Source organism: Verrucomicrobia bacterium S94, from assembly GCA_004299845.1.
Classification (GTDB): Bacteria; Verrucomicrobiota; Kiritimatiellia; order Kiritimatiellales; family Pontiellaceae; genus Pontiella.
Map to the genome: position 1 here is coordinate 924,476 of CP036201.1, position 21,898 is coordinate 946,373.

At 52.7% G+C, this 21,898-nt stretch carries 19 protein-coding genes; 6 read left to right on the plus strand and 13 right to left on the minus strand.

Going from position 1 to position 21,898, the window contains the following annotated elements:
• Positions 1-5: 5 nt before the first annotated feature.
• The 13 genes from EGM51_04025 to EGM51_04085 form a co-directional block, all read right to left on the minus strand.
• Positions 6-5,693 (minus strand): hypothetical protein, encoded by a 5,688-nt coding sequence (locus tag EGM51_04025; protein QBG46602.1) that lies wholly within the window; start codon positions 5,691-5,693, stop codon positions 6-8.
• Positions 5,693-7,354: a hypothetical protein gene (locus EGM51_04030; protein QBG46603.1), complete on the minus strand. Its 1,662-nt coding sequence runs from the start codon at positions 7,352-7,354 to the stop codon at positions 5,693-5,695. Before EGM51_04030 ends, EGM51_04025 begins: the two co-directional genes overlap by 1 nt.
• A gap of 109 nt (positions 7,355-7,463) precedes the next feature.
• Entirely contained in the window at positions 7,464-8,042 is a 579-nt protein-coding gene (locus EGM51_04035; GenBank protein ID QBG46604.1) for a hypothetical protein, read from the minus strand.
• A 38-nt stretch (positions 8,043-8,080) separates the two neighbouring features.
• Complete coding sequence (locus EGM51_04040; GenBank protein ID QBG46605.1) at positions 8,081-8,614, minus strand: hypothetical protein; 534 nt, start codon at positions 8,612-8,614, stop codon at positions 8,081-8,083.
• Positions 8,615-8,638: 24 nt separating this feature from the next.
• Entirely contained in the window at positions 8,639-9,436 is a 798-nt protein-coding gene (locus EGM51_04045; GenBank protein ID QBG46606.1) for a terminase small subunit, read from the minus strand.
• Positions 9,381-9,620 (minus strand): helix-turn-helix domain-containing protein, encoded by a 240-nt coding sequence (locus EGM51_04050; GenBank protein ID QBG46607.1) that lies wholly within the window; start codon positions 9,618-9,620, stop codon positions 9,381-9,383. Before EGM51_04050 ends, EGM51_04045 begins: the two co-directional genes overlap by 56 nt.
• A 165-nt stretch (positions 9,621-9,785) precedes the next feature.
• On the minus strand, positions 9,786-10,202 hold the full coding sequence (locus tag EGM51_04055) for a hypothetical protein (protein ID QBG46608.1): 417 nt from the start codon (positions 10,200-10,202) through the stop codon (positions 9,786-9,788).
• A 41-nt stretch (positions 10,203-10,243) separates the two neighbouring features.
• Positions 10,244-10,480 carry a hypothetical protein gene (locus EGM51_04060; protein ID QBG46609.1) on the minus strand — a complete coding sequence of 79 codons (237 nt, stop codon included), beginning with the start codon at positions 10,478-10,480 and terminating at the stop codon, positions 10,244-10,246.
• 1 nt (position 10,481) lies between these two features.
• A complete protein-coding gene (locus tag EGM51_04065; protein ID QBG46610.1) occupies positions 10,482-11,114 on the minus strand; it encodes a hypothetical protein in 633 nt (210 codons plus the stop codon).
• A gap of 2 nt (positions 11,115-11,116) precedes the next feature.
• Positions 11,117-11,512 carry a hypothetical protein gene (locus EGM51_04070; protein QBG46611.1) on the minus strand — a complete coding sequence of 132 codons (396 nt, stop codon included), beginning with the start codon at positions 11,510-11,512 and terminating at the stop codon, positions 11,117-11,119.
• On the minus strand, positions 11,505-11,804 hold the full coding sequence (locus tag EGM51_04075) for a DNA-binding protein (GenBank protein QBG46612.1): 300 nt from the start codon (positions 11,802-11,804) through the stop codon (positions 11,505-11,507). Before EGM51_04075 ends, EGM51_04070 begins: the two co-directional genes overlap by 8 nt.
• A 116-nt stretch (positions 11,805-11,920) precedes the next feature.
• Positions 11,921-12,559 (minus strand): hypothetical protein, encoded by a 639-nt coding sequence (locus tag EGM51_04080; GenBank protein QBG46613.1) that lies wholly within the window; start codon positions 12,557-12,559, stop codon positions 11,921-11,923.
• The gene (locus tag EGM51_04085) at positions 12,546-13,715 is read right to left on the minus strand and encodes a hypothetical protein (protein QBG46614.1); all 1,170 of its coding nucleotides are present in this window, start codon (positions 13,713-13,715) and stop codon (positions 12,546-12,548) included. The genes EGM51_04080 and EGM51_04085 overlap by 14 nt, the downstream gene beginning before the upstream one ends.
• Positions 13,716-14,627: 912 nt before the next feature.
• Here EGM51_04085 and EGM51_04090 point away from each other — a divergent pair.
• The 6 genes from EGM51_04090 (at position 14,628) to EGM51_04115 (ending at position 21,693) form a co-directional block, all read left to right on the plus strand.
• Positions 14,628-14,972, plus strand: a complete 345-nt coding sequence (locus tag EGM51_04090) for a hypothetical protein (protein QBG46615.1) — start codon at positions 14,628-14,630, stop codon at positions 14,970-14,972.
• A 151-nt stretch (positions 14,973-15,123) separates the two neighbouring features.
• Positions 15,124-16,032, plus strand: coding sequence for a Glu/Leu/Phe/Val dehydrogenase (locus EGM51_04095; GenBank protein ID QBG46616.1), 909 nt, complete (start codon positions 15,124-15,126; stop codon positions 16,030-16,032).
• Entirely contained in the window at positions 15,978-16,385 is a 408-nt protein-coding gene (locus EGM51_04100; protein QBG46617.1) for a hypothetical protein, read from the plus strand. The genes EGM51_04095 and EGM51_04100 overlap by 55 nt, the downstream gene beginning before the upstream one ends.
• Before the next feature lie 488 nt (positions 16,386-16,873).
• On the plus strand, positions 16,874-18,394 hold the full coding sequence (locus tag EGM51_04105; protein QBG46618.1) for a proline--tRNA ligase: 1,521 nt from the start codon (positions 16,874-16,876) through the stop codon (positions 18,392-18,394).
• 118 nt (positions 18,395-18,512) lie between these two features.
• Entirely contained in the window at positions 18,513-19,649 is a 1,137-nt protein-coding gene (gene bamD / locus EGM51_04110; GenBank protein QBG46619.1) for an outer membrane protein assembly factor BamD, read from the plus strand.
• On the plus strand, positions 19,636-21,693 hold the full coding sequence (locus EGM51_04115) for an LPS-assembly protein LptD (protein QBG46620.1): 2,058 nt from the start codon (positions 19,636-19,638) through the stop codon (positions 21,691-21,693). Before bamD ends, EGM51_04115 begins: the two co-directional genes overlap by 14 nt.
• Positions 21,694-21,898: the final 205 nt, after the last annotated feature.

Genomic DNA, 21,898 nt, shown 5'->3' on the forward strand with positions numbered 1-21,898 from the left:
CTTTCTTATTCATCCAGCACGTACGGCGTATAGCCAACGGATCGGCGCAGGGGATATTCGGTATCGCCCATGACCGCATCCATGACACCATTAACCGTATTGCGCCCGCCCTCGTATGGGATGCCCGTTGCCTTGCCGGCGACGGCTGCGGTTTTGTCGGCCACATAGAGCAGATCCGCGAGATCGAATTCGCCGTCGTCCAGCTCGCGGGATAGACGGCCTACAGCATAGACTACATCTTGCCCGATGTCCCCGAACGGTGTTGCAGTCAATCCAGAGGCCGAACGTATGTCATGACTGATTATGGCCGCAATAACAGCATCGGCGATGTCGCCGGCCAGAAAGAGCCGGTTCATCGATCCCAGCAAGGCCGCACGCAACTGGTCTTCCTCATCCCAGCGGAAACCGCTTGCGATAAACTGGAACAGCATCGGCAACAGGAAGTGCCCGATAAAGACGCGTTTCCACGCCTCCTTGCTCTTGCCCCTGGTTCTGGCCAGTTCGCGCACACCTGCCGACACGCTGCGGTAGTAGCTGATCGGAGAGGTAGAGAACATCGTCAAAAGCTTCTGGATCGATCCGCCGCGCTGGAAATGTCCTAAATCCATTACATCGCCCGATTGCTGCGTGCGCCTGGTTGTCATTTCAAATTGCGCGAGGGCTTCGCGTTTGGCCGCTGCATCGGATTTTCCCGCTTTCTTGGCGAGGTTGTAGTGGTGCAGGTAGACGGGATAGCCGCCGATCAGGATCGCGCCCGCATCGCCGAGCTGCGTCATGATCATGAGTTTGTCCGTGAACGACTTTGCGCCGGCCAATGCCTTGGGAACACTCGAATGCAGAGCGAGAACGACATCGCGCTCGTGTCCTTTCTGGTAACGGTCTTTCATGAAATCCGACTGCATTAGCGTTACAATGGCCTCTTTCGGGTTCTTCCAGAACTCGGCCTCGCCCTTCGCCCATGCACCGGCAGGCATGTCCATCGCGTATGCGGGGATACTCGATAGCTGCTTGAAGAAGATCGGGGCTTTCAATCCGATAACGGCCTTGGTGAACCGGGCGCGGAATCGGTCGAGCGCACGCATGGTCACCATTGCGTCTACTCCACCGGCGGCGAAATGGTTCAGCTGCGTATTGAGCGCCTGCAACGCCTTTACGCCGTGGTGCTCGCGGATCACCTCCGCAACTTCCGGATCTCGGAACACACCGTTCATAAGCCGCATGGGTTCCGCCCAGGCTACGAAGTGGCTCATATTCTCGATGTGCATCATCAGCACGGCATCGCCGTCCATAAGCTCGAAGTCACGCAGATTGGCAACACGCGCTTTTACACTCATGTTTGTGACGGCCCGGCGTCCCTGCGCCGCACGCTGCTGCGGATTCATGTCCTGCACATCACTGCCGGAAAGATGCCGGTAGACCGGGCTGTAGTTTTCCGTAAAGGGCATGTTCACAAACCAGAGCTTTCGATAGGTGGGATTTATGACGTGATAGAACTCCGGATAGAACTCCTCCAACTGCCACCGCGCCCAAGCCAGCACCTTGGTGCCAATAAACTTTTCGAGCTTCTTTTCCATTTCCAGCGTGTAGCCGTTTTTCTCAAGAGCTTCTTCAAGGGTCTCGTCCTGGAATAGCTGCCAGAGTTTATAGGCCTGATTTTTGGAAAGGATCATTTCTTCGCCAAAGTGGAAAATGCCGGTCTTTTCGTGTTCGCGGCTGTTTTCGGCAAAGAGCTTTGCCACGTCCTTTTTGGTCTTCACGCCGAAAATACGCATGGCCGCATTCGTCACCTTTTCGGTCTGCTGGCGAATGATCCGGTCTTTTCGCACACTCGCGTCATGGGCAAGCCGTCCGAATTTACGTGCTGTCTTTCCACCAAGAATACCCGCGCCCGACTGGTCGAATTTATCAAGCAAAAACTCGAAAGACTGGTGGAAGGTGTCGAACGTATCCAGAGCCTTGATCCATTCCGGCGTGTTCTGGTCGTAACTGCGCTTGCGGCGGCTCGTGGCCGATGTGCCGTAGCCTTCGAGGCCGCCGAACTCGTCAAAGGCATTTGCGCGGTCGTGGTCGCGCTCCTGCCGGAACATGCGCTGCTCGATCTCGTGAATGGTCTTGCCGTCGCGCACAAGGTCGGTCAGCTCCTTCGAGGCGCGTACCACATGGGCGAGACTGCGCGAACGTCCGTTGATGTCGGAAAAGTTTTCGTATGCCCATAGCTTACGCGCCAACTGGTCGCGCTTCTCGATCATGCGCACCACTTTCTTTTCGTCGGCATTCGCCGCGTTTTCGAGCGTATCAAGCTCATGGTTCATTTCCTCGATTTCGGCCTGTAGGTTCCATATGATTTCCGAACTCTGTGCAACGTCCCGAACCTTCCATGCATCACGCACAAAGCCGAGTGCCTCGTGTTGGTCCGGGGAAAGCGGATCGCCGCGAAGTACCTTATTTTTCCCGACTTTGGGCATGCGGTTCTTGATAATGTCGTCCATGTAGGCGACGGCGTCGCGCCGTTCGGCCTCGGTGAAAATCCGGTCAATGTCGGCGACGGTCTCATCGAACCATTTGGCACGGGTCTTGTCCGATGCGGCCTTGATGAGGCGAAGGGACTTCTTTCGCGCCTTTGCCGCCGCGTCCTTCATGATCTCCGACGCACCGGCGGGGGTTTTGATCCGGATGTACTCATCGAGCAACGCCATTTTCTTGGCGATGTCGATCCGCTGGCCTTTGAGCTTGTCGGTAAGGGTCTGCTTGGATGCAAGCAACCGCTTGACCTCCTGCTGGCGTTGCCGTAGCTCGGCCTGCAGGCTGCGAACCTGCTGGCCTTTGTTGTGTAGCAATGCGTCCTGCAGTTCGTTGTCGCGCTTTGCCGGTGCGGTCTCCTTCCGGGCGTCAATCTTCGCGTTTCTGACGGCGCGGCGCACATCGAACTCGGCCTGCCGGACGGCCTGGTTGATTTCGGCCTGTGACATTTCAAGCAGATCGGCACGGGCTTCGACCATGCGCACAACCTCGTTGGCGCGGCGCACGGTCTCCGGAATATTTGCGGCGGGAAAATGACGGTTTAGAAATCCCGCCACATTGTCCTGTGCGCGGTCGAGTGCCAATTCCTTGCCCGTGATACTGTCGGCAAAGTCATCACCGGCCAGACGGCGCAGGGCGACGGAAACCACACTCTCACGTTCTGTATATTCGCGGTCGGCACTGTACCGGGTTTTTCCTGTCGTGGCTTTTACAACAGCACTGGGTCCGTTGAACACGCGCTCCATGAGGCCGCGCACAATTTTGGCGGTCTCGCGGTCACCGATCATGCTCTCGGTCGTGATCCCGAGCCAGTCCTGCGCCCATTCCACGGCGGCACGCCACACCTTTTTCTGATTTCCGGAAAGTTTACCTTTCGCGGGGTCGATCTGCTTTGCCGCGAGGTCGGCAATGTATTCGTGGACGACATCGGCATCGCTCATGGTTTCCGAAGCTCCGGATATTGCGCGTATTCGTTCAATGCCTCCTGATAACTGCGTCACACCGGCGAGTAATAGCTCCTGCATGGCTCCGAGCGCATCGACGGCGGCGTGGCCTTGTTCGTGCCCCCAGCCTATGGCCGCGGACTCTTCGGAATCCAGATTCTCGCGGACAAGGTAGATTTTGCCGTCGCTGTACCATCCTGTCGCACGCGCGCTTTCACCATGCACAGCCTCAAGTTCATTGCGCACGGTCTCGGGTAGATCGTCCTGCCGTTCCACAATCACCATAGCCGCAGCGCCCCTGGCGCGTTCCTGCATGGCCTGTATGTTGGAGAGGTCAACTTCCCGGGCATCGGCTGTAACGTCGCCGTGTTGCCCCGCATTCTGGCGCGCTGCGTCGCTGATAAGCTGTTCTTCTTTCAGGTACGCATTTTCCAAGGCCGCGATGTCGGCGGAAAGCTGGGCATCGGTCTCGGGCTGTGCCTTGGCTTCTGCCTTCGCACGGTCGAGCCGGATGCCGATCTCATGCAAAAGGGCGGGGTCGCCTGCACTCATGCCGCGTTTTGCAATCTCAATGGCGGTTACGTCCGCACCGATAGAGGGAGCCATAACAAACGGCATAACCTTCGCGGCCTGCACGGTTTCGTCGAACCAGTCGCCGAGCAATTCCGTATATTCCACGCCCTCGGCGTCCGCGAATTCCTTGGCCGCCGCCTTCATGGTCTGTTCAATTAGGCTCTGGGCGCTTTCCTCGCCGATCTCGTGCAGGGTCGTGAGTCCGCGCTGCTTCATGGTTTCGCCGAGCAGGCCTTTCCAGTTACGTTGTGCGTACAGCATGAACCGCTTTTGCGCGGGTTTTGCTGCACCCTGTAGCCCCTTGATCTGGGCATACTCGACCGCCGCATAGGGTGCGCTCGCAATCGAGGCAAACAAGAAAGCCTCATCGTGATCTACGCCGTAATCGTATTCGAGTTGATCCTGCAAGGTGGACTGAATACGCGCATAGCTGTAGGCGATACCGCCCGCCACACTCTGCGTTGCTGCCGAAGAGGCCAATGCCGCGCCCATATCGACAAGCATTTCCATCGCCTGCAACACGGGTTCGCCAGCGGTCTTTTTAAAGCGATCCAGTTCCGCGCCGTGGAAAATTGCGCGCTCAATGCCGCGCAGCTCCCAGCCGTCGCGCCCCTTGGCGTAGGCCTGCGGCACCTGATCCATGTAGCCGTCCAGCTGTTCGCCTGGTGGAGGCTGGTTAAGATTTCGTATCATGTTATAGGACATCTGCGGGCGCATGTATTGCGCTGTAAGCTTTTCCAAGATTGCTGAACGAACGGCTTCGCGCGCCTTACCGGATGCAAACCCGCCGTTTCCATCAAACAGCGGGGATCCGTCGGGCAGCATGCCGCCTGGATATTTGCCGTTGACGGCATGGAACACGCCCGCCGGATGCAGAACGGTTTGCTTGTCGGCAAAGTTTTCGGCCGTCCGGCGGATCGCAAAGACAGACCGCTTTCCGGCATCGCGCAGGCGGGGAGCAATCTGTCCCCAGAAGCCGACATCGCGTGCAGGATTTAAAAGGGCAACATAGGCCAGTACATTCCCCCGGTCTTGTTCAGGCATCGCGTGAACGGAACGCAGACCGTCCATAGGGGATGCCGTAACCGCAAGGAACCGTCCGACTCGCTCTTGGTCAGGAGAAAGAACCGATTCAAGTCGCCTGGCTTGTGTTGCAAAATCGTTGTTTTCAAGTTCCCGCTCATGATCGGCCACATCTTGATCGGATATGCTCCAATCCCCGTATGAGGTGGGGCCGAATAGACGTGCAATGGTGCGTGTGCGCTGCATACGCTGTTCTAGCGGATTTCTTTTCTCTTCATCACTGGAAGAACGGAATTTTTTCAATTCACTTTCTCCATGACGTGCTTCAAGCATTCGCGTTGTCCATTCAAAGGCATCGTCGTCGCTCATTTCTTTTCCGAAAACGGAACGGGAAATGGAGGGCAAGTCCTGGTCTGACATTCCGAAATAATCGCGCATGTACATAAGCGCAAACGCACGTTTTTTGTCGGGGGTATTGATCGAACGGCTTTTTACGGCCTGGTGCATTTTTCCGGTGTCAAGCCGTGAGTGCGGCACCATCTTATCGAGCTTGCGCAGTTGTTCTTGCGTCTCTTCGTCAAAGGTATCGATGCGTTCGAGTGTGGAGTCTAGTTCGGCGCGTGTAAAAGACATTAGTTTCCGCCCTTCGTGCTGTTAATGGCCTGCATGGCCTTTCCGTATGCCGGTGCATCCCATCCGCCGAGACCGGCCTCATATTCCGATGTGTCGAATGCCTGAACTGGCGCGAGTTCGCCCACGCGCTGGCCGGTTCCGAGCAGGGTGTAGAAATCCTCGGCATAGCCCTTGAGATTGGTCGTGTCCCGCAACTGCTTGAATGCTGGATGATCGTGCATGGCCTCGAACATCTGCGGTTCCGTAAGGTTGGCATCCTCTGACATCCGGCGCAGGTAGTTTTCGAGGCTGGTATAGAGTCGGAAAACCTCGCCTTCGCCCCGCACTTTTCCGGCCTCGGTCATATCCTCAAAAGAAAGTTTGCCGTCGAGCGGGGATTTTTTACCCCATCCCGGATCTTTGTTGGCCTCCTTTACAATGCCGATCAGTTCGCGCCGTGCCTCGCGGAATGCGAGGGTGGAAATCTTGTTCTTGGACTGAATGCCGCTTACAACCTCCGACAATTCTTTCAGAGCAAAGTCACGATCCGCCCCGAACGTAAGTGACTGTTTAACGAGCGCACGCAACTGTGTTCCGTCCGGATCCATTTTGGGGTCGTAGTCATTGGCTTCAGCAAGAAAATCGTAGTAATCCTCGCTTCGGGATGTCGCTTGGTCCCCCTTTGATGCTGCTGCATTGAATTCGACGGATTCCTGCAAGCTCATACCAAATTTGCTCGCGGTTTCCGGTGTCCATACCGCGCCGGGTTCAGTCGCGTGTTTCAGAATTGAGACTGCGTACTGAAACTGCTGTTCCTGCTGCATCTTTTTGGCGTTGCGGATAAACTGCTCACGCCCGCTTTTAATAACGCTTTTGGTTTCGGTCTTTTTCTTATCGTCGTAATCATCCTTTACGACCTGCCCGAGATAGGCCTGCGCTTCGTCGAATTGGCCGGAAGTGATCAGCGTGCCAATAACGTCGTCATGCACGGCACCGCGTGCGTCCAGCGGGAGAGCATCGACCTCCTTGCCGCCTGGGAGCTTTGTTTTTCCGGACAGGCCGCGTACGGAATTAAAGACCTTGCGAGCACTCACGACATTGCTGAATTCATCTCCGACAAAATCAAATGTAATCGCGCCGTCGGTACCGCGCCTGATCCGTGAGCGGATATTTTCCGATGCCGATTTCACCGCCGCATCAACCGCCAATTCAGAGGTTTCGAGTTCGGCGACGTGCTGCTGTCGTTCGTAATGGGAAAGTATGCGGGTTTCAAGGCGCATGCGCTCTGCTGCATAGAATGTGGCTGCCCGTTGTTTGCCCTCGGGTGAAAGGTGCTTGGTAGACTGCTCGAAGAACTTATCGAGGTTGTTTTTTATTTTCGTATTCCAGCCATCATCGGAGCCGATGAAATCGGTATCAGATCCGCGCAAACTGAATATGTCGGAATTAGCCCATTGCTCACTCGATATCGATGCCTTGGTAAAGCCGTCCACACCTTCGCGCACCACGCGCCGGCGTTTCAGCTCTGTTGCCATGTCGGCAACATCGTGGCCGGTTTTCTCTACAGCCCGTCCCATGCCTTGCACGGCACGTCCGACCTGCCCGCCGAAATCGTCGGCTGTTGCTGCGGTTGTGCTCAACGGACGTAAGCTTTCGGCTGGTTGTGAAACTGGTACTCTCATTATCGTTTGCTCCTGTTGGCTGCTACGGTGAAACAAGGGCGAGTTTGGCGGCGCAGGAATGGGAAAGCCTCAAAAAAAACCAAACCCCACGCCGCCGTGCCCTGATCAGTTATGCCGCGATTGCGCGACTCAAGATTTCTGCCGCCATAATGCGGAGCTTATGGCGGGCACTATCGACCTGTTTGGGTTGTTTTTTGAACGTTTCAAGTTCTCGCTGTAAGGTGCGGATGCGTTCATCATTTTTGATGGATTCCGCAATGCTGTTTTCGGAAATCCGAACCCCGTTACCGTTTTCATTCTCTTTGTTGAGATAATACCGGATCTCATCCTTACGCTTGATGATTTGTTGCGAGATCGATGTTTCGTATTCATGCGACGCGGCATTGATCATTTTATACACATCGTCGGCAGCGCACATTGATTTGCCGATGAACAGACAAAGCTGAATGCCGTTTTCCCGGTGCTTGGTGATAGCGGCCAAATCCAGTTCACCGCTTTTAATAAGGCCGCTGGAACCATCCAAAAAGGACTGAATATTTTTAGCCAACTCGCGGGTTTTATCGGCAAGTTCGTTATAGCTTTCGATTGCTGCTGTAATTTCCTCCGTGATCGCGTGCTCGGAATTGAACTTAACCAGGCGACCGCCCAGAACACTATGTACTACTCTCGGAATAGTTGTTTCACTCATATCATTTACTCCTATGGGTTTTTCTGGTTATGGGTTTGTTAAATAAGTGCGTTCGACTTGAGCCATTCGTGTGCAGCATCGAAGGCCTTGTCCTGCCGGTCATTCATCACAGGGGAAAAGGCCACATGCGCATTGCGCTCTTTGATGAGTTCGCGGATCTCGTCGTCCAGCTGGAAAGCCTGCTCAAAAAGGGAGGGGTGAACGCCGGCACTTTCATACCGCTCAATGATCGGGGCTTTCTTAGTTTCGATAATGCTGTTGAGTTCCTCGATCCGCTCGCCCCGGATTTTGGCCACGTCACCAAAAACAAGCCTGCGGCCATCGCGTAGCCAGAGCAGGCCCCTGCAAAGGGTTTCGCACTCGCTAAAGTAGTCGGCATTATTTTCTTCGGTATCAATTTGATGCTGCAGCTTTGTTGCGAGTTCGATCAGTTCCCGGGCTTTGGTATTGTATTCCTTAATTACGGAATCCGCCTGTGGTAGATTGTCGAAACAAAATTCCTGAACACCATGCACGTACTTTCCTGGGGCTGTATATTCAATCGCTCGTTTTATTGCATTGGGGTTTTTCATCGTCTGTACTCCTGTTGGGGGTGGTTATCCGAGCGGCTGGTAGTCGCTCACTACGTTGTTTTTGATTGCTGAAGAGGATTGTTTCTGCTGCGCCTGCTCCTGTTTTACGCGCTCGCGGCCTGACTTGATGCGGTCGTTAAGGCTTGTTGCAGGTTCCGGTTGTTCTTCCGGCTTGGGTTCGGCGACGATCTCTTCAACCTCTTCAACCTCTTCAACCTCTTCAGCCTTGGAGATATCTTCAATATCAATTGCCGGTGCGGGAAGGGCGGTCTCTTCAGCCTTTCGCATAGCCTTCACACGTTCCCTCGCCAACTTCACTCTTTCGGCAAGGCCTTTACCGGAATCGTTTTTGTCCGGGGTAAACAAGGATTTGATTTTCGCCAGCGAATCGAGGCTGCCTTTTTTGTCAACGAACCGAACCTCGGTGACGATGGAACCATCCACCTTTTCAGTAACCTTGAATGCACCAATGGCACGGCGGGCGTGTTCGGGGATGTCGGCAAGTGGACGCATGGAACCGTCTTCGTTAATCAGCTCTATGGGGTCGAGAAACCCGATAGCCGCATACTCGGCCAAGATCTGGTCGGTTTTGATTTCGGCGCGCTCGGCGGCTTCTTTGCCAAGTCGCTTGATCTCTTTTTTGATAAGCGGGTCAGCCATGAGGTTGTCGGCCATAGCAGAAGCCGACTTAATGCTGTAACCTGCCTCGATAGCGGAATCGCGCCGGGTTATGCCCTGAACAATCAGGGCGCAAAAAGCCCGGTGCCTACCATTCAATTTTTTCAGAGGAGCGTTCATCGTATTCTTTTGAAATTGCTTCATCAACCGTCTTTAAGATCCGATCCAGTTCGCTACGGGGAATTATCCAATTGCCCGCGTTACCAATGCGAGTGGCCTTGATTTCGCCTTTCCTAATCCAGCGGCGGACGGTGGAATCATCCACGCAGAGACGTATTGCGAATTCGGCCACGCTTACGAATTTCTTCTTTTTCGGTTTTTTCAGCATGAGATTTACCTGACCACTACATCTTGTGGTTGTTTTACCTTTCCGTGATCTTTTAGCACTACATATGGTATTGTAAAAGCGAAAATATGCCCGATCTGCACAATATCTTGCGGTTTGCCTGCCGACAGAGGCCGGAAAGCACAAGGATTCACACAGGAATGTGGGTTAGAGCAGTTGCGCCTGCTTATCGAACATGATGATCTCGGCCTTGTCCCGGATGCGGTTAATGATCGATTCCACCCGGTCATTCCGCTGCTGATTCTTGCCGTTGCCTGTGAGGATCTTTACCAATTCGCTTCCGACGACCTGCGTTGTGAATATCAACGGCCTGTCATTTTGCGCGGCGTGATCAATCAGGCTGAAAAGCTCGGTGACGATGTCCGCATCTACTTTCATCTTATCGATGTCGTCGATGATTAGGCCGCAGTCATGGAAGAACTCGCCATCCTCATAGAATCCGGTGAAGTTAAAAGCGTTTCCGTAAACCCCGGACTGCTTGACCTCTTTGGCAAAATCCACGGCTCGAATGAATCTATATTCGGGCAGGTCATCAAAAGTGACTCCATGAAGTATGCCCGCCATAACCGCGCACCTGGTTTTGCCTGTTCCGCTCGCTCCGGTCATCAATAGCCACGGGGGGCGTCATCGTCAAGACGGCGCAGCATCCATGCGCCTACCTCCTCGAATGCCTTCCGGTCAACAGGCTTTGAAAAATCAATCGGTACCGCATATGCCGGCGGCATATTGCCGTAGTCCTCGTTAAACAGCTCATCGGAAAAATTTAGATCGTCGGCATCCCAGCCGCAAAAGGCCTCCAGCTTGAAGACTGATTCCAGATACTTTTTGTCACGCACGCGCATTCTACTGCACCCCTTCCCAGAAAGAAACGCCGCCGGATGAAGGCGGGGCTTCCAAAGCCCCCGCCGATTCATCCGAAGCGGGAGTTTCTTTTTTAATACCCTGTGTCTTCTTCTGAGAAGAAGACAGGTTATTAAGTTGTGCAACGGAACCCCCGCCATCCGTTGCACATGGATTTCCATGCGCAATAGGTTGCGCTGTGTGCAATGTGTTGCACACGGATACATCAGGGGAAATCTTGAATTCTTTAACTTCTCGTTTGCCGGTTTCGGCATTCCATCCGGATTTTGTTTCGATCAGATCCAATGCTCTCAATTCTTTTAACCGGTAATCAATTGTGCGCTTACTGCACGCGCATTTTGATGCCAATTGCTGGCTGGTCATTTTGAATTTATGGGAGCGTTTATCGTTGGCTGTCTTTAAAAGGACGCACCAGATCTGACAGAGTCGCGGCGAGTGGTTGGGATAGGTCTCATTGATCTTTTTGAAATCCAGTTTCCCGACAGGAAAATACCCACCATGCTTTTTGCTCTCTTGACCGCCGGCATTTTCCGCCGTACTGTCCTGATCACCGTCTGTAACACCCTGCGCCCCCTCTGCCGCCAAGCTTTCGGGGGCTTCTTTTTTTCCGGACATAACTACTCCTCGTTGTCGTGCCCGGCCAGATCCAGCGAAAGCCCTGCGGTTTCACTTTCTTCTTTTGGGGTAATTGATAGCGCACCGGGGATGTCATCAAGCGTGTGCTCAAAATGCGTGCTCATGCGGTCGGCTGATTCCGTGAAGGCCAGTCCGATGCTATGCGTCAGTTTAGCGACATCGTCCTCCATCTGCGCCAGCGTTTCGCCAATCACCTTGCAGAACGGTTCCGGATCAAGTCGCATAGCCCGCATCATTCCGGCCTCCATGCCGTTTCTTAGATTGGTGCCGAGAGTCTGCGCCAGGTTGTTCCCGAATTTGGTTCCGCCGAGTGCCCGAAATACCGCACGCTCGACACCTCGCTCGATGGCCTTGGCCTGTTTTGCTTCATTAAGCATGAGCGGCCTCGCCTTCAATAATTGCGCGGATGGATGATTCGCGTACGAAGACACGTCCCCGCACTTTTACCCGCGCCAACTCTCCTTCAGAAAGCATGCGGTCAAGCGTCGGTAGAGAAACGTGCAAAGCACTACACGCATCCTTGCGGCTCACCAGATTGTCGCGCACGCTCTGCTCCGGCTCTTTTGACAGAACTTCTTTGAGTTTATTGGGGGTGAGTTCAGGACGGTACGGCGCAAGTAACGCGGTCGCCGCCGTCGCAATGTTTTCAGGTATTGCTATTGCTTCCATAATATTTCCTTTCCTGCTTAGCGGGTCATCCGCTGAGTTCGGGAAACATCAGAGCACAAAAAGAGGGAGCTCATACAAAGCACCCTAAGTCATTTGTTTTACCGAGATTGTACCTATTAAATTTCAGAAGCTTTTCTATACATATCTACGGTCTCGCACCATAAGCGGTGAAAATCAATTCCATCAAAACCCAGCGCATTTTCAGCAATCTCAATTAGCAGTTTCTCAAATGCCCCGTCCTTAGTTTTGCTCGGTTCCTTTACAGTGTTGCCGTGACATAAAAGAATGAATTCCCATGCAAAATTTTGGGCTCGGGCGCGCTCCGTATTTTTATTAAACGTCGGGATATTCTCACTCGAAAAGTTTCTGGCGGCATGCGCAGTAACCTTGAGAAAATCATCAATGAATTCATGGTGCATAAGCTTGTCAAACGGGAACTCTTCTTCCAGAAATCCGCGTTCAAGCATTTCGGTCATAACTTCTTCACCCAGCAGCTTGCGGCTGTATTCGGATGCGGAATCGAGAATGCCAGCAATGCTTTGAATTTCAGTTAACACTTTCTTGCCAATCTGCAAGCGTGATTTCTGTTTCTCGTCACCAATTAACTTTAACATGCCGACCGTAAATTCATGCTGATGTTCAGGGATAACATAATCTAGCACCCATTGCTGTAGGTATGGAGAGCAACAGGATTCCGTTACTGTAAGGTTTTTATTCCAGTCCGCGAATTCTCTATATGTTTCACTGATCTTCATTTCTTCCCCCTAAAACTTCAATAGCGTCGTCTCGCAGTTTCTCCCAGTTGCTCGCGTTCTGCTGGCGCAAAATCTGAATAGCTTTATCATTCGGGCTCATCGCTGCTTTAGAAGCGGATAGCATTTCGGGCAAAGCTTTCTGCATGGCATCCCGCAACTGCTCGCGCTGTGGCTTGAAATAGTGTTCCATGATAATTTCGGCAGTCGCGTGGCCGGTTACGGTTTGCACCAACTCCAAGGGCATGCCCTGCATGAGGGCGAGCGTAATCCACGTTGTGCGCAATGCATGGAAGTCCCGCACCGATGCCCGCCGGATTCCCGTTTTTCTATCCTGCCGAACGTCGCCACGACTGGGAGGGAGGGTAGAGCCGTCGCGTTGCTTCCCACGTATAAAGGCTATGCCCGTTGCGCTCTCGATCTCGTTTAGATATAGCGATGCCGTCCCTTTGGAAACACCCGCATATTCAGCCGAAATGCAAAGTTTGTTTCCGGCGACATAGTGGCCGAAAACAGCTTTGGCCTTGTTTCGCTTTTGATCGGTTGGAATGCTGTGGAAATATTTCTCCGCTTTTTCGGCCAGTTCATCGGCATCATACGGCGCAATGGTGGCCGGTGGTGGTTTGCCGTCGTGAAAGCCGGCGGCGGCGAGGATCTTCTTAAACCGCTTGGTGAGGTATGTTTCATCGGGCGCGTAGCGTTCAGCCAGATTGGGAAACACAAACTGCGATCCGTTGCCGATTTGCTTTTCTATTTCGGTGCGCAATAGATCGGCCAGAGGGATGTCCACGGTGCGTCCGGTCTTGGATGTCTTGACGGAAATAAATCCGCTTTTCAGGTCAACGTCGGCCCATTTGAGGCGGCAGCAGTCGCCTTTGCGCATGGCGGTGCATGTGGCTGTGACAACGAGCGGGTAGACCAGTTTGTCAGCCTTGGCGGCTTTCAGGACGGCTTTTAGCTCTTCGGGGGTGAAAGGGATGCGGTGTATTGTGTCGGTTGGTTTTTGTCGAATAGCGTTGAATGCAAAGCACCCTCCGCGCTTGCAGGCTGTTTTCATGGTGACAAGAATCGCATTCCATGTTCTGGAGGAAATGCCGCGCTCCTCCTGCGACTTCATAAATTCAAGTGCGCGTTCTTCATTCAGATGATCGAGGCGCATTTCATCAGGGTAATGAGCCTCCGCCCATTCAACAAAGCCTTTGATCCAGCCAAGACATTTGTTTTCATAGTTTTTTGAGAGCGGTTTGCTACGCGGAATTTCCTTCCAGAGGCGGGGAGGTCAGCCAGAGAGGGAGCCTTTGCCCTCTGTCCGGTGCTGGCCTTATAGACGGCTTGGGCAAGTTCTTCTTTGGAGCGGTCTGAATTAATGTTCTCCAGGTGGTTGCGTAGGGCGGCCTCGGCCTCCGACTTCGATTTTTCAAACTGGACGCTTCCGTATTCCTCTCCATCCTGCGGGGGGTTCCTCGGATCTCTACCTGAAGGTTTACGGCTCTCCGTTTCCCGTCTTTCTTGTAGCGGCCATACCACCATTTAGAGGTCTTTTGTCGCTCAAGGGTTCCTTTGATTTTAGCCATTTCTTTATCCCTAGTCGTTTGGGTTTGTCTGTAGATGACTTAACTATGGGCAATATGGCTAAATGACGAACAAATGCCATATAAAAATTAAAAAACATCAATAAAAAAGCTAAAAATGAATATTAAAGGTGACTGTTAATCACTTGGTTGCTTGTTCGAGCCCAGCCGCCGGAGCCACTTTAAAACCCTGTTATCTTCAGTGATAGCAGGGTTTTTCTTTGTCTATACTGTTTTGCCCTCTATCAAATACGTGTCTGTTCAATGGGAGAGCATTTATGCCGTTGAAACCGGATCAGAATTTTGTTCTGTGAGCGGAAACTTTGTTCTGGTTACAGGGTGGAATTGCGCTGATGAAAGGGTATACTTATCATCTGGAAAACAAAGGGTGTGATGCGCCGGGGGCGGTTTCGGCAGAGAAGATCTTCCAGCTGATGAAGGCCTTGAAACGGGCACCCTGCCTGTCGATGACCTTTTTCAGCTGAACAGGTACAGCTATTATGAAAAAGACATTTAATCTGACTCATCCGAAAATCAAATATCCGCGTATGATAGAAGCGGTAAAGCATGAGATCAGGAAATACATCAGACGGGAGCGCCGCAAGGAACTTCCCGATGGGGTGGATTTCTGGGATTTCGACTGCCGGTTCGGAGATACCGAAGCGGAGGCGAAAGTGATTCATCCGGCGGAAATCGATCAGTACATAAACGATGCGGAAAAACGGGGGGTGACTTCGTTCTATGTTGAGATTCTGCGTAAAGAAGGCATTCGGGCCGCATCGAAGAAGGCCCGCGGTGAAGTTCCGGTGGATATTCCGAAACCGAAAGGTTTTGGCGAGACCTGATCTGAAGCAGCCGGGAATGCGGTTCTGATTCGCATCGGTTTTACAGCGGTTTGTTGGCCGCTTATGTTTCCGTCTGTGGATTTGCATTGAGCGGTCTTGCATCGGAAAAGATTCCACCGCAGACTCCGGAATAATTAAACTGGAGTGTGTAATGAGCGAATCTTCCGCGAAACTGTATGAAAGTGTGTGTGACCGGTTTGAGGAGACGGCGGCATACATAAATCTTGATGGGAAAGTCCATGCGATTTTAAGCCAGCCCAAAGGGGAGCTTATGATCCATTTCCCGGTGAGAATGGATGATGGCGGCTACCGGTTGTTTAAAGGGTATCGGATTCAGCATAATAATCTGCTCGGCCCCTATAAGGGCGGCATGCGCTTTTCTCCGGAGGTCAGTCTGGACGAGGTGAAAGGATTGGCGATGCTGATGACGCTGAAGTGTGCTCTGGCGAAGTTGCCGCTGGGCGGGGCTAAGGGCGGTATCAAGTATAATCCGAATGAACACTCTCCGGAAGAGAATCAGCGGATTACCCGTCGTTTTACTGTTGCTCTCGGACACAATATCGGCCCCAGCTATGACATTCCGGCTCCGGACATGGGGACCGATGCCCGGTACATGGATTGGATGATGGATACCTATCACAATCTGTATGGTCGGAAAATCGAGGATAAAGCGGTGGTCACCGGAAAGTCGGTTGCCTGCGGAGGAAGCGCCGGCCGCGCCAGTGCCACCGGTTTCGGAGCGGTCTACTGTGTGGAAGAGTGGGCAAAAGGAGCAGGACTTCCGCTGAAAGGGGCAACCTTTGCCATTCAGGGTTTCGGCAATGTGGGTTCGCATGCGGCTTTGAAACTGGAGGAACAGGGTGCGGTACTGGTTGCAGTGAATGATCATACCGGTACGCTAATCAATCCTGATGGAATTTCTGCAAAGGCACTTGCCGAATATGTTCAGGAGCATCGTGGGATTAAGGATTTTCAGCCTGAGTATGAAACGAACGATGTTGCGGAATTCTGGGGCAGAAAGTTGAGGTGCTGGTGCTGGCGGCTAAAGAGAATGTGGTAACGAAAAGCAATGCCGGTTTAATTCAGGCCCGGCTGATTGTGGAGGGAGCGAACGGGCCGGTGACTCCTCCGGCGGAAGCAGTTCTGCGGCAGAAGGGTATTCCGATCATTCCCGATATTCTGGCGAATATGGGCGGGGTGATTGTTTCCTATTTTGAGTGGGTGCAGAACCGGAACAGCGAATACTGGAGCGCCGAAACGGTGGATGCCAAACTGCGGGAAAAACTCATCGCGGCCTATCATGACGTGGTGCGGATTTCGGGTAAACAGAACATCAGCCTGCGTCAGGCCGCCTACGTTGAAGCTCTGAAGCATCTCGAAGAAGTTTATCTCAAGCGCGGTGTCTGGCCGTGATTTCACATTCGGGTGGACGGCGGTGATATTCTGACGGTTGCCGTGTATGTGACTGGTGCACGAAAATACGATTCAGATTGAAGCGGCCGGTGAATAACCCTTTCGGAGGGGATGGTTCCGGTGTTGCTCTGAGTGCGAATCCGAAGGTTGCCAGGTGGGGAGAAGCTGTTGTGTTGATCTGTGCGGGCAACCGGTCCCGTTGGAAGTTGCGGAACCGGTTCTCGAAAGCGTTGCACTGAAATTGAGCCGGTTGTATACCGAACTTCCTTTCAGGGCGGGGACTGGGGACGGTTTGTCTGTATTCGGAAATGCGGGGTGTACGGTGTGCGGGCTTGAACTCCGGGGGCGGGAAGGGTAGATTGCGCGCTTCGTTTTTGGCTGGGGATATCCGCGGCCGTTAACCGTTAATAGTTCGGGGATAGATGGTTGATAGATAATCCCTACTCGATGGTTGACAGATAACAATTAACAGATAACCGGTTTATATTATGGCAAAGCAGAAGAAAACGGCGATTACCCCGACGCGGGGCGAGAATTATCCGGAGTGGTATCAGCAGGTAGTACGCGCGGCGGAGCTGGCGGAAAACAGCGATGTGCGCGGCTGTATGGTCATTCGTCCATGGGGGTATGCGCTCTGGGAGAATATTCAGCGTTCGCTGGATAAAATGTTCAAGGATACGGGGCATGTGAATGCCTATTTCCCGATTTTCATACCGAAAAGTTATCTGGAAAAAGAAGCCGAGCACGTCGACGGTTTTGCCAAGGAGTGTGCCGTGGTGACACATCATCGTCTGGAAGAGGGGCCGGACGGCGGACTGATTCCGGCGGGCGAACTGGAGGAGCCGTTGGTCGTGCGCCCGACATCGGAGACCATTATCGGATCCACATTTGCAAAGTGGGTGGAGAGTTATCGTGATCTGCCGCTGCTGATCAATCAGTGGGCGAATGTGGTCCGGTGGGAAATGCGCACGCGTCTGTTTCTGCGCACGGCGGAATTCCTGTGGCAGGAAGGGCATACGGCGCACGAAACCGAAGCGGAAGCGTGGGAGGAGACCCGCAGAATGCTCGAAGTTTATAAAACGTTTGCCGAGGAGTATATGGCGATGCCGGTGCTGACCGGTGAGAAAACTGCCGGAGAGCGCTTTCCCGGTGCAGTAAGCACACTGTGTATTGAGGCGATGATGCAGGATCGCAAGGCGCTGCAGGCGGGGACCAGTCATTTCCTGGGACAGAATTTTGCGAAGGCGTCGAAGATTCAGTACACGAGCCGCGAGGGGAATCTGGAATATGCGTGGACGACATCGTGGGGCGTTTCGACGCGTCTGATCGGCGGTATGATTATGACCCACGGTGATGACAACGGTATGATCATGCCGCCCCGTCTGGCTCCGAGCCATGTTGTTCTATTGCCGATTATCCGTAAGGAAGAGGATCGCGAGGCGATTCTGACCTATTGCGAGGAGATTGCCGCCAGCCTCCGGAAACAGCGTTATCATGAACGGGATGTAGAGGTGGTGATCGATTCCCGCGACATCAATGCCGGCGAAAAGGGCTGGAGCTGGGTCAAAAAAGGTATTCCGATTAAAGCCGAGGTAGGGCCGCGTGATATGGCGAATAATTCGGTCTTTATGGCGCGTCGTGATACGATGGAAAAGCAGGGGGTCGATAAAGACGAATTTGTGGCGAATATTGTGAAAACGCTGGACGATATTCAGAACTGTCTGCTGCAGCGTGCGCTGGAGCATCGGACAGAACATACGAAGGAGATCGATTCCTACGATGAGTTCAAAGCCTTCTTTACCCCGGAAAATAAAAACCGTCCGGAAGCACACGGCGGTTTTGCGATGAGCCACTGGTGCGAAAGCGGGGAGTGTGAGGATAAGATTAACGATGAATTATCGGTGACGATTCGCTGTATTCCATTTGACCGGGCTGAAAGCGGCGAGGGGGCCTGCATCTGCTGCGGCCGTCCGAGTCCGGGACGCGTGGTTTTTGCGAAGAGTTATTGATGAATCCGCGTGATAATTGAGGTGCGCTCTTTTTTGATCTTATAAAAATACGTTTCCGTTTCACTCGTTGCGTATTTCCATTGCCCGAAAACGAACCCTGATTTACATTATCCGGATTATGCAATTTTCACGAACAACTCTGCTGGCTTCGCTGTTTTTTCTGATTTCCGGTTCGACGGCGGTTTTCGCGCAGTCGGAGGCTAAGCAAATTGAGGCGTCGGGAGTCGGTGCGGACACCAAGGTGTCTGTACAGGACATGACGGAGCAATCGAAAGACGAAAAGGTCTACTGGGTTGAAGACCAGGGTCAGTTCACCTGGCGTTCGGCGTTCGATAAGAAAATGGACAATCCTGCCGCTCAGTGGAAGCTGGCATCGGAAACGCGTGAAAAGGGACAGCTGAAAAAAGCGGAACGCCGGATGATGTACCTGTACCGTCGGTGGCCGAACAGCAAAGAGGCTCCCTGGGCCGCGCGGGCCCGCGCGGATATGCTGTTTGAACGCAAGGAATGGAAGGCGGCGTTTGAGGCTTATCAGTATCTGATCGATAATTATTCAGGACAGATGGAGCACTATGATTCGGCTCTGGAGGCACAGTATGAGATTGCGGTTAAAATTATGAACCGTCGTCGTCTCCGGTGGATTTTCGGCGGATATCGCGCCCCGGAATACGCGGTGGAATATTTTGAGAAAGTGGTGCGCAACGGGCCGCAGTGGAGTCGGGCCCCGGAAGCCCAGTTTATGGTAGGCAAGTGCAACCAGGATTCGAAAGAGTATGAACAGGCGATCAGTGCTTATGAAGTGCTGGGCTACCGCTATCCGGACAGTTCGTTGGCCGAAGAGGCGGCGTGGCAGCAGATTGAGTGCTATCGCAAACTACGCAAGGATTATCCGGCCGCCCCGGAGATTCTGGACCGAATGCTGACGGCGACTACTGTTTTTCTTTCAACCTATCCGAAATCGGAATACCGGACGGAAATTATTAAGTTGCGAAATAAGCTTTATGAGGTGAAAGCGCAGCAGGTTTTCAATGAAGCTGAATTTTATGCTCAGGTACCGAAAGAACCGGAAGCGGCAATTATCTATTATGAGAAGATGATTGCGGAATATCCCAAAAGCAAACTGGTGCCGAAAGCATATAAACGGATTGAAGAGCTGAAGAAGATTCTGGCAATGCCGGCCAAGGCCCGCACTCCGGAAGCTCCGCGTTCTCGTCCGATTCCATTCACGAAAGGTGGACAGGATGTCGAAGGGTAGACCGGTGCTGTTTCTCTGTTGCTGCGGAATGGCCGCCGCTGCGGTGGCAGCCGATCTTGATCTGCCGAAAGAGATTCCGGATGAACCTTTCGATCTGACTGCCGCCCGTCTTGAATTCACAAATGATACGCTCATTGCCAGCGGGGGCGTAACCGGCCGTTTCGAGAATGTGGTTATCCGGGCTGATCGCGTTGAGGGGAATACGGCCAGCGGTGACCTGAAAATGGAAGGGGATATCTTTTTCAAGCGCGGAGATATTGAATGGCACGGCTCTGAGCTGGAATACAACTATATCAAGCAGGAAGGTGATTTTGGTCCGTCGACCCTCAATTTTGATCCGGTACTTATGAGTGTGGATCAGGTGCAACGGGTATCCACCAATGAATTCCGGTTGCAGGGGGCGGAGTTCACCACCTGTCCGAAAGATCATCCTCACTTCCATGTGAGAGCCGAAGAAGCCTTTCTGATTGATGAAGAGTATCTGAAGGCGAAAGGGGTTACGGTATATATCGGAAAAGTGCCGGTCTTCTATGTTCCGTACTGGCGTCAGAAGCTGAGCAAACCGATTTTTTCTTTTCAGGGTGGAGTCGGCTCTGAATGGGGGCTGTATCTGCTGACTACCGCAACGGTTCCTCTGACGGAGCAGGTTGAATCGGAAACCGATCTGAATCTTTACACCAGGCGGGGTGTTGGGCTGGGGCAGGGGTTTAACTGGGATTATCCCAATGTCGAAGGCACTTTCCACGGGTTTTATCTAAAGGATCAGGATAAGTATGCGCGGTATGATCCAGCGGATGGGGGCTATGACGGAACGGTCGGGGATGAAATCAGAGATGACCGCTACCGGCTGAAGCTGGAGCATCATCAGTATTTTGACGATACGTTCTATGTAAATACCAAATGGAATTATCTGAGCGATCCCGCTGTGATCGAGGAGTTTTTTAAAGGGGAGTACCGGTCTTATGCCCAGCCGGAAAACTATTTTTCGCTCGATTACGGGAACAGCTATCTGGGCACTGAGGCGTTCATTAACAAGCGGCTGAATGATTTTTATAACAATACCGACCGCTATGAATATTCTCTGGATGCCTACCGTACCCGAATCCCGGGTACGCCGCTCTATTTTCAGAGTGAAAATGCGGTGGCCCAGCTGGAACGGGTTTCGGGAACGCTTGATCCGATGGCGGAATATGATGCGACCCGGCTGGATTCACTGAACTCGCTCTATCTCCCGCAACGTTTAGGATTTTTGAGCCTGGTTCCTCGTGCGACGTATCGCGCAACTTACTACAGTGATTCTGTCGCCGGAGGTGAAGAGATGCGCCAGATTCCGGGGGCCGGGATGCAGGTTTCGTTTGAGGCCGCCAGAGTGCTGTCGGAGCGCGAGCGCTGGTACGGGAAAGGGCTGCGCCATAAAATTCAGCCTTATGCAGATTATATTTATCAGGACAGCGACGTCGATAGCTCAGATCTTTACCGGTTCGATGATGTGGATCTGATGCAGGATGAAAATAAAGTGAAAATTGGTTTGAGGAATGTACTGCAGACGAAACGTGATAACCGGGTTTCGCGGTTTATTGATCTTGATCTGTATACTTATTATCTCGTGGAGGATCATGGTTCCGGAAATAACTTTGATTCGTTGTTTATTGATGCACGAATGCCGCTGACTAAACGTGTGATGGTGGATATTGAAGGGGTGGTGGACTGGAATTCCGGAGAGGTTCCGTTTTTCAATACCCGATTTTCTTATGATTATGACGATCTGATTCTCAGCATTGAACACCTGTACCGCACGGAGCGTGAATCGCTCTGGACCCCGCGTTTTGAACTGTTTCCGGAATCCCGCCTGTCGTTGGAAGGATATGCCCGGTATAATGACAAAGACAACGATCTGGAAGAGATTGCCGGTATGATTTACGCCAACTGGTGCTGCATGCGTTACGGTCTGGGGTATCATTTCTACGATGAAAATGAACACCAGATTATGTTCAGCATCGGCCTTTCCGCATTCCCGCAGGCAAGGATCAGCTCCGGATTTTAATCCAGGCCTTTCGCTAATTCCATTTACTAAAACATTCCGGTCTTAACGACAGCGTTATTCCGCGCAGCGACGCAGAGCGCGCGGAGCCGTTTGTGACTGAATTTCTCTGCGTCCTTGTAGGTTTCTCCCGACATCATGTGAGCTTTTTCCCCTTTCGAGAATGGGAACCATTACTCGTCGGAGAAAGGGGAGGAAAAAAGCTCCT

Excerpts from the sequence above, each read along its gene's own strand:
- EGM51_04025 (QBG46602.1), bottom strand. The coding sequence starts at position 5,693 with ATGTCTTTTACACGCGCCGAACTAGACTCCACACTCGAACGCATCGAT.
- EGM51_04030 (QBG46603.1), bottom strand. The coding sequence starts at position 7,354 with ATGAGAGTACCAGTTTCACAACCAGCCGAAAGCTTACGTCCGTTGAGC.
- EGM51_04035 (QBG46604.1), bottom strand. The coding sequence starts at position 8,042 with ATGAGTGAAACAACTATTCCGAGAGTAGTACATAGTGTTCTGGGCGGT.
- EGM51_04040 (QBG46605.1), bottom strand. The coding sequence starts at position 8,614 with ATGAAAAACCCCAATGCAATAAAACGAGCGATTGAATATACAGCCCCA.
- EGM51_04045 (QBG46606.1), bottom strand. The coding sequence starts at position 9,436 with ATGAAGCAATTTCAAAAGAATACGATGAACGCTCCTCTGAAAAAATTG.
- EGM51_04050 (QBG46607.1), bottom strand. The coding sequence starts at position 9,620 with ATGCTGAAAAAACCGAAAAAGAAGAAATTCGTAAGCGTGGCCGAATTC.
- EGM51_04055 (QBG46608.1), bottom strand. The coding sequence starts at position 10,202 with ATGGCGGGCATACTTCATGGAGTCACTTTTGATGACCTGCCCGAATAT.
- EGM51_04060 (QBG46609.1), bottom strand. The coding sequence starts at position 10,480 with ATGCGCGTGCGTGACAAAAAGTATCTGGAATCAGTCTTCAAGCTGGAG.
- EGM51_04065 (QBG46610.1), bottom strand. The coding sequence starts at position 11,114 with ATGTCCGGAAAAAAAGAAGCCCCCGAAAGCTTGGCGGCAGAGGGGGCG.
- EGM51_04070 (QBG46611.1), bottom strand. The coding sequence starts at position 11,512 with ATGCTTAATGAAGCAAAACAGGCCAAGGCCATCGAGCGAGGTGTCGAG.
- EGM51_04075 (QBG46612.1), bottom strand. The coding sequence starts at position 11,804 with ATGGAAGCAATAGCAATACCTGAAAACATTGCGACGGCGGCGACCGCG.
- EGM51_04080 (QBG46613.1), bottom strand. The coding sequence starts at position 12,559 with ATGAAGATCAGTGAAACATATAGAGAATTCGCGGACTGGAATAAAAAC.
- EGM51_04085 (QBG46614.1), bottom strand. The coding sequence starts at position 13,715 with ATGCGCCTCGATCATCTGAATGAAGAACGCGCACTTGAATTTATGAAG.
- EGM51_04090 (QBG46615.1), top strand. The coding sequence starts at position 14,628 with ATGAAAAAGACATTTAATCTGACTCATCCGAAAATCAAATATCCGCGT.
- EGM51_04095 (QBG46616.1), top strand. The coding sequence starts at position 15,124 with ATGAGCGAATCTTCCGCGAAACTGTATGAAAGTGTGTGTGACCGGTTT.
- EGM51_04105 (QBG46618.1), top strand. The coding sequence starts at position 16,874 with ATGGCAAAGCAGAAGAAAACGGCGATTACCCCGACGCGGGGCGAGAAT.
- bamD (QBG46619.1), top strand. The coding sequence starts at position 18,513 with ATGCAATTTTCACGAACAACTCTGCTGGCTTCGCTGTTTTTTCTGATT.
- EGM51_04115 (QBG46620.1), top strand. The coding sequence starts at position 19,636 with ATGTCGAAGGGTAGACCGGTGCTGTTTCTCTGTTGCTGCGGAATGGCC.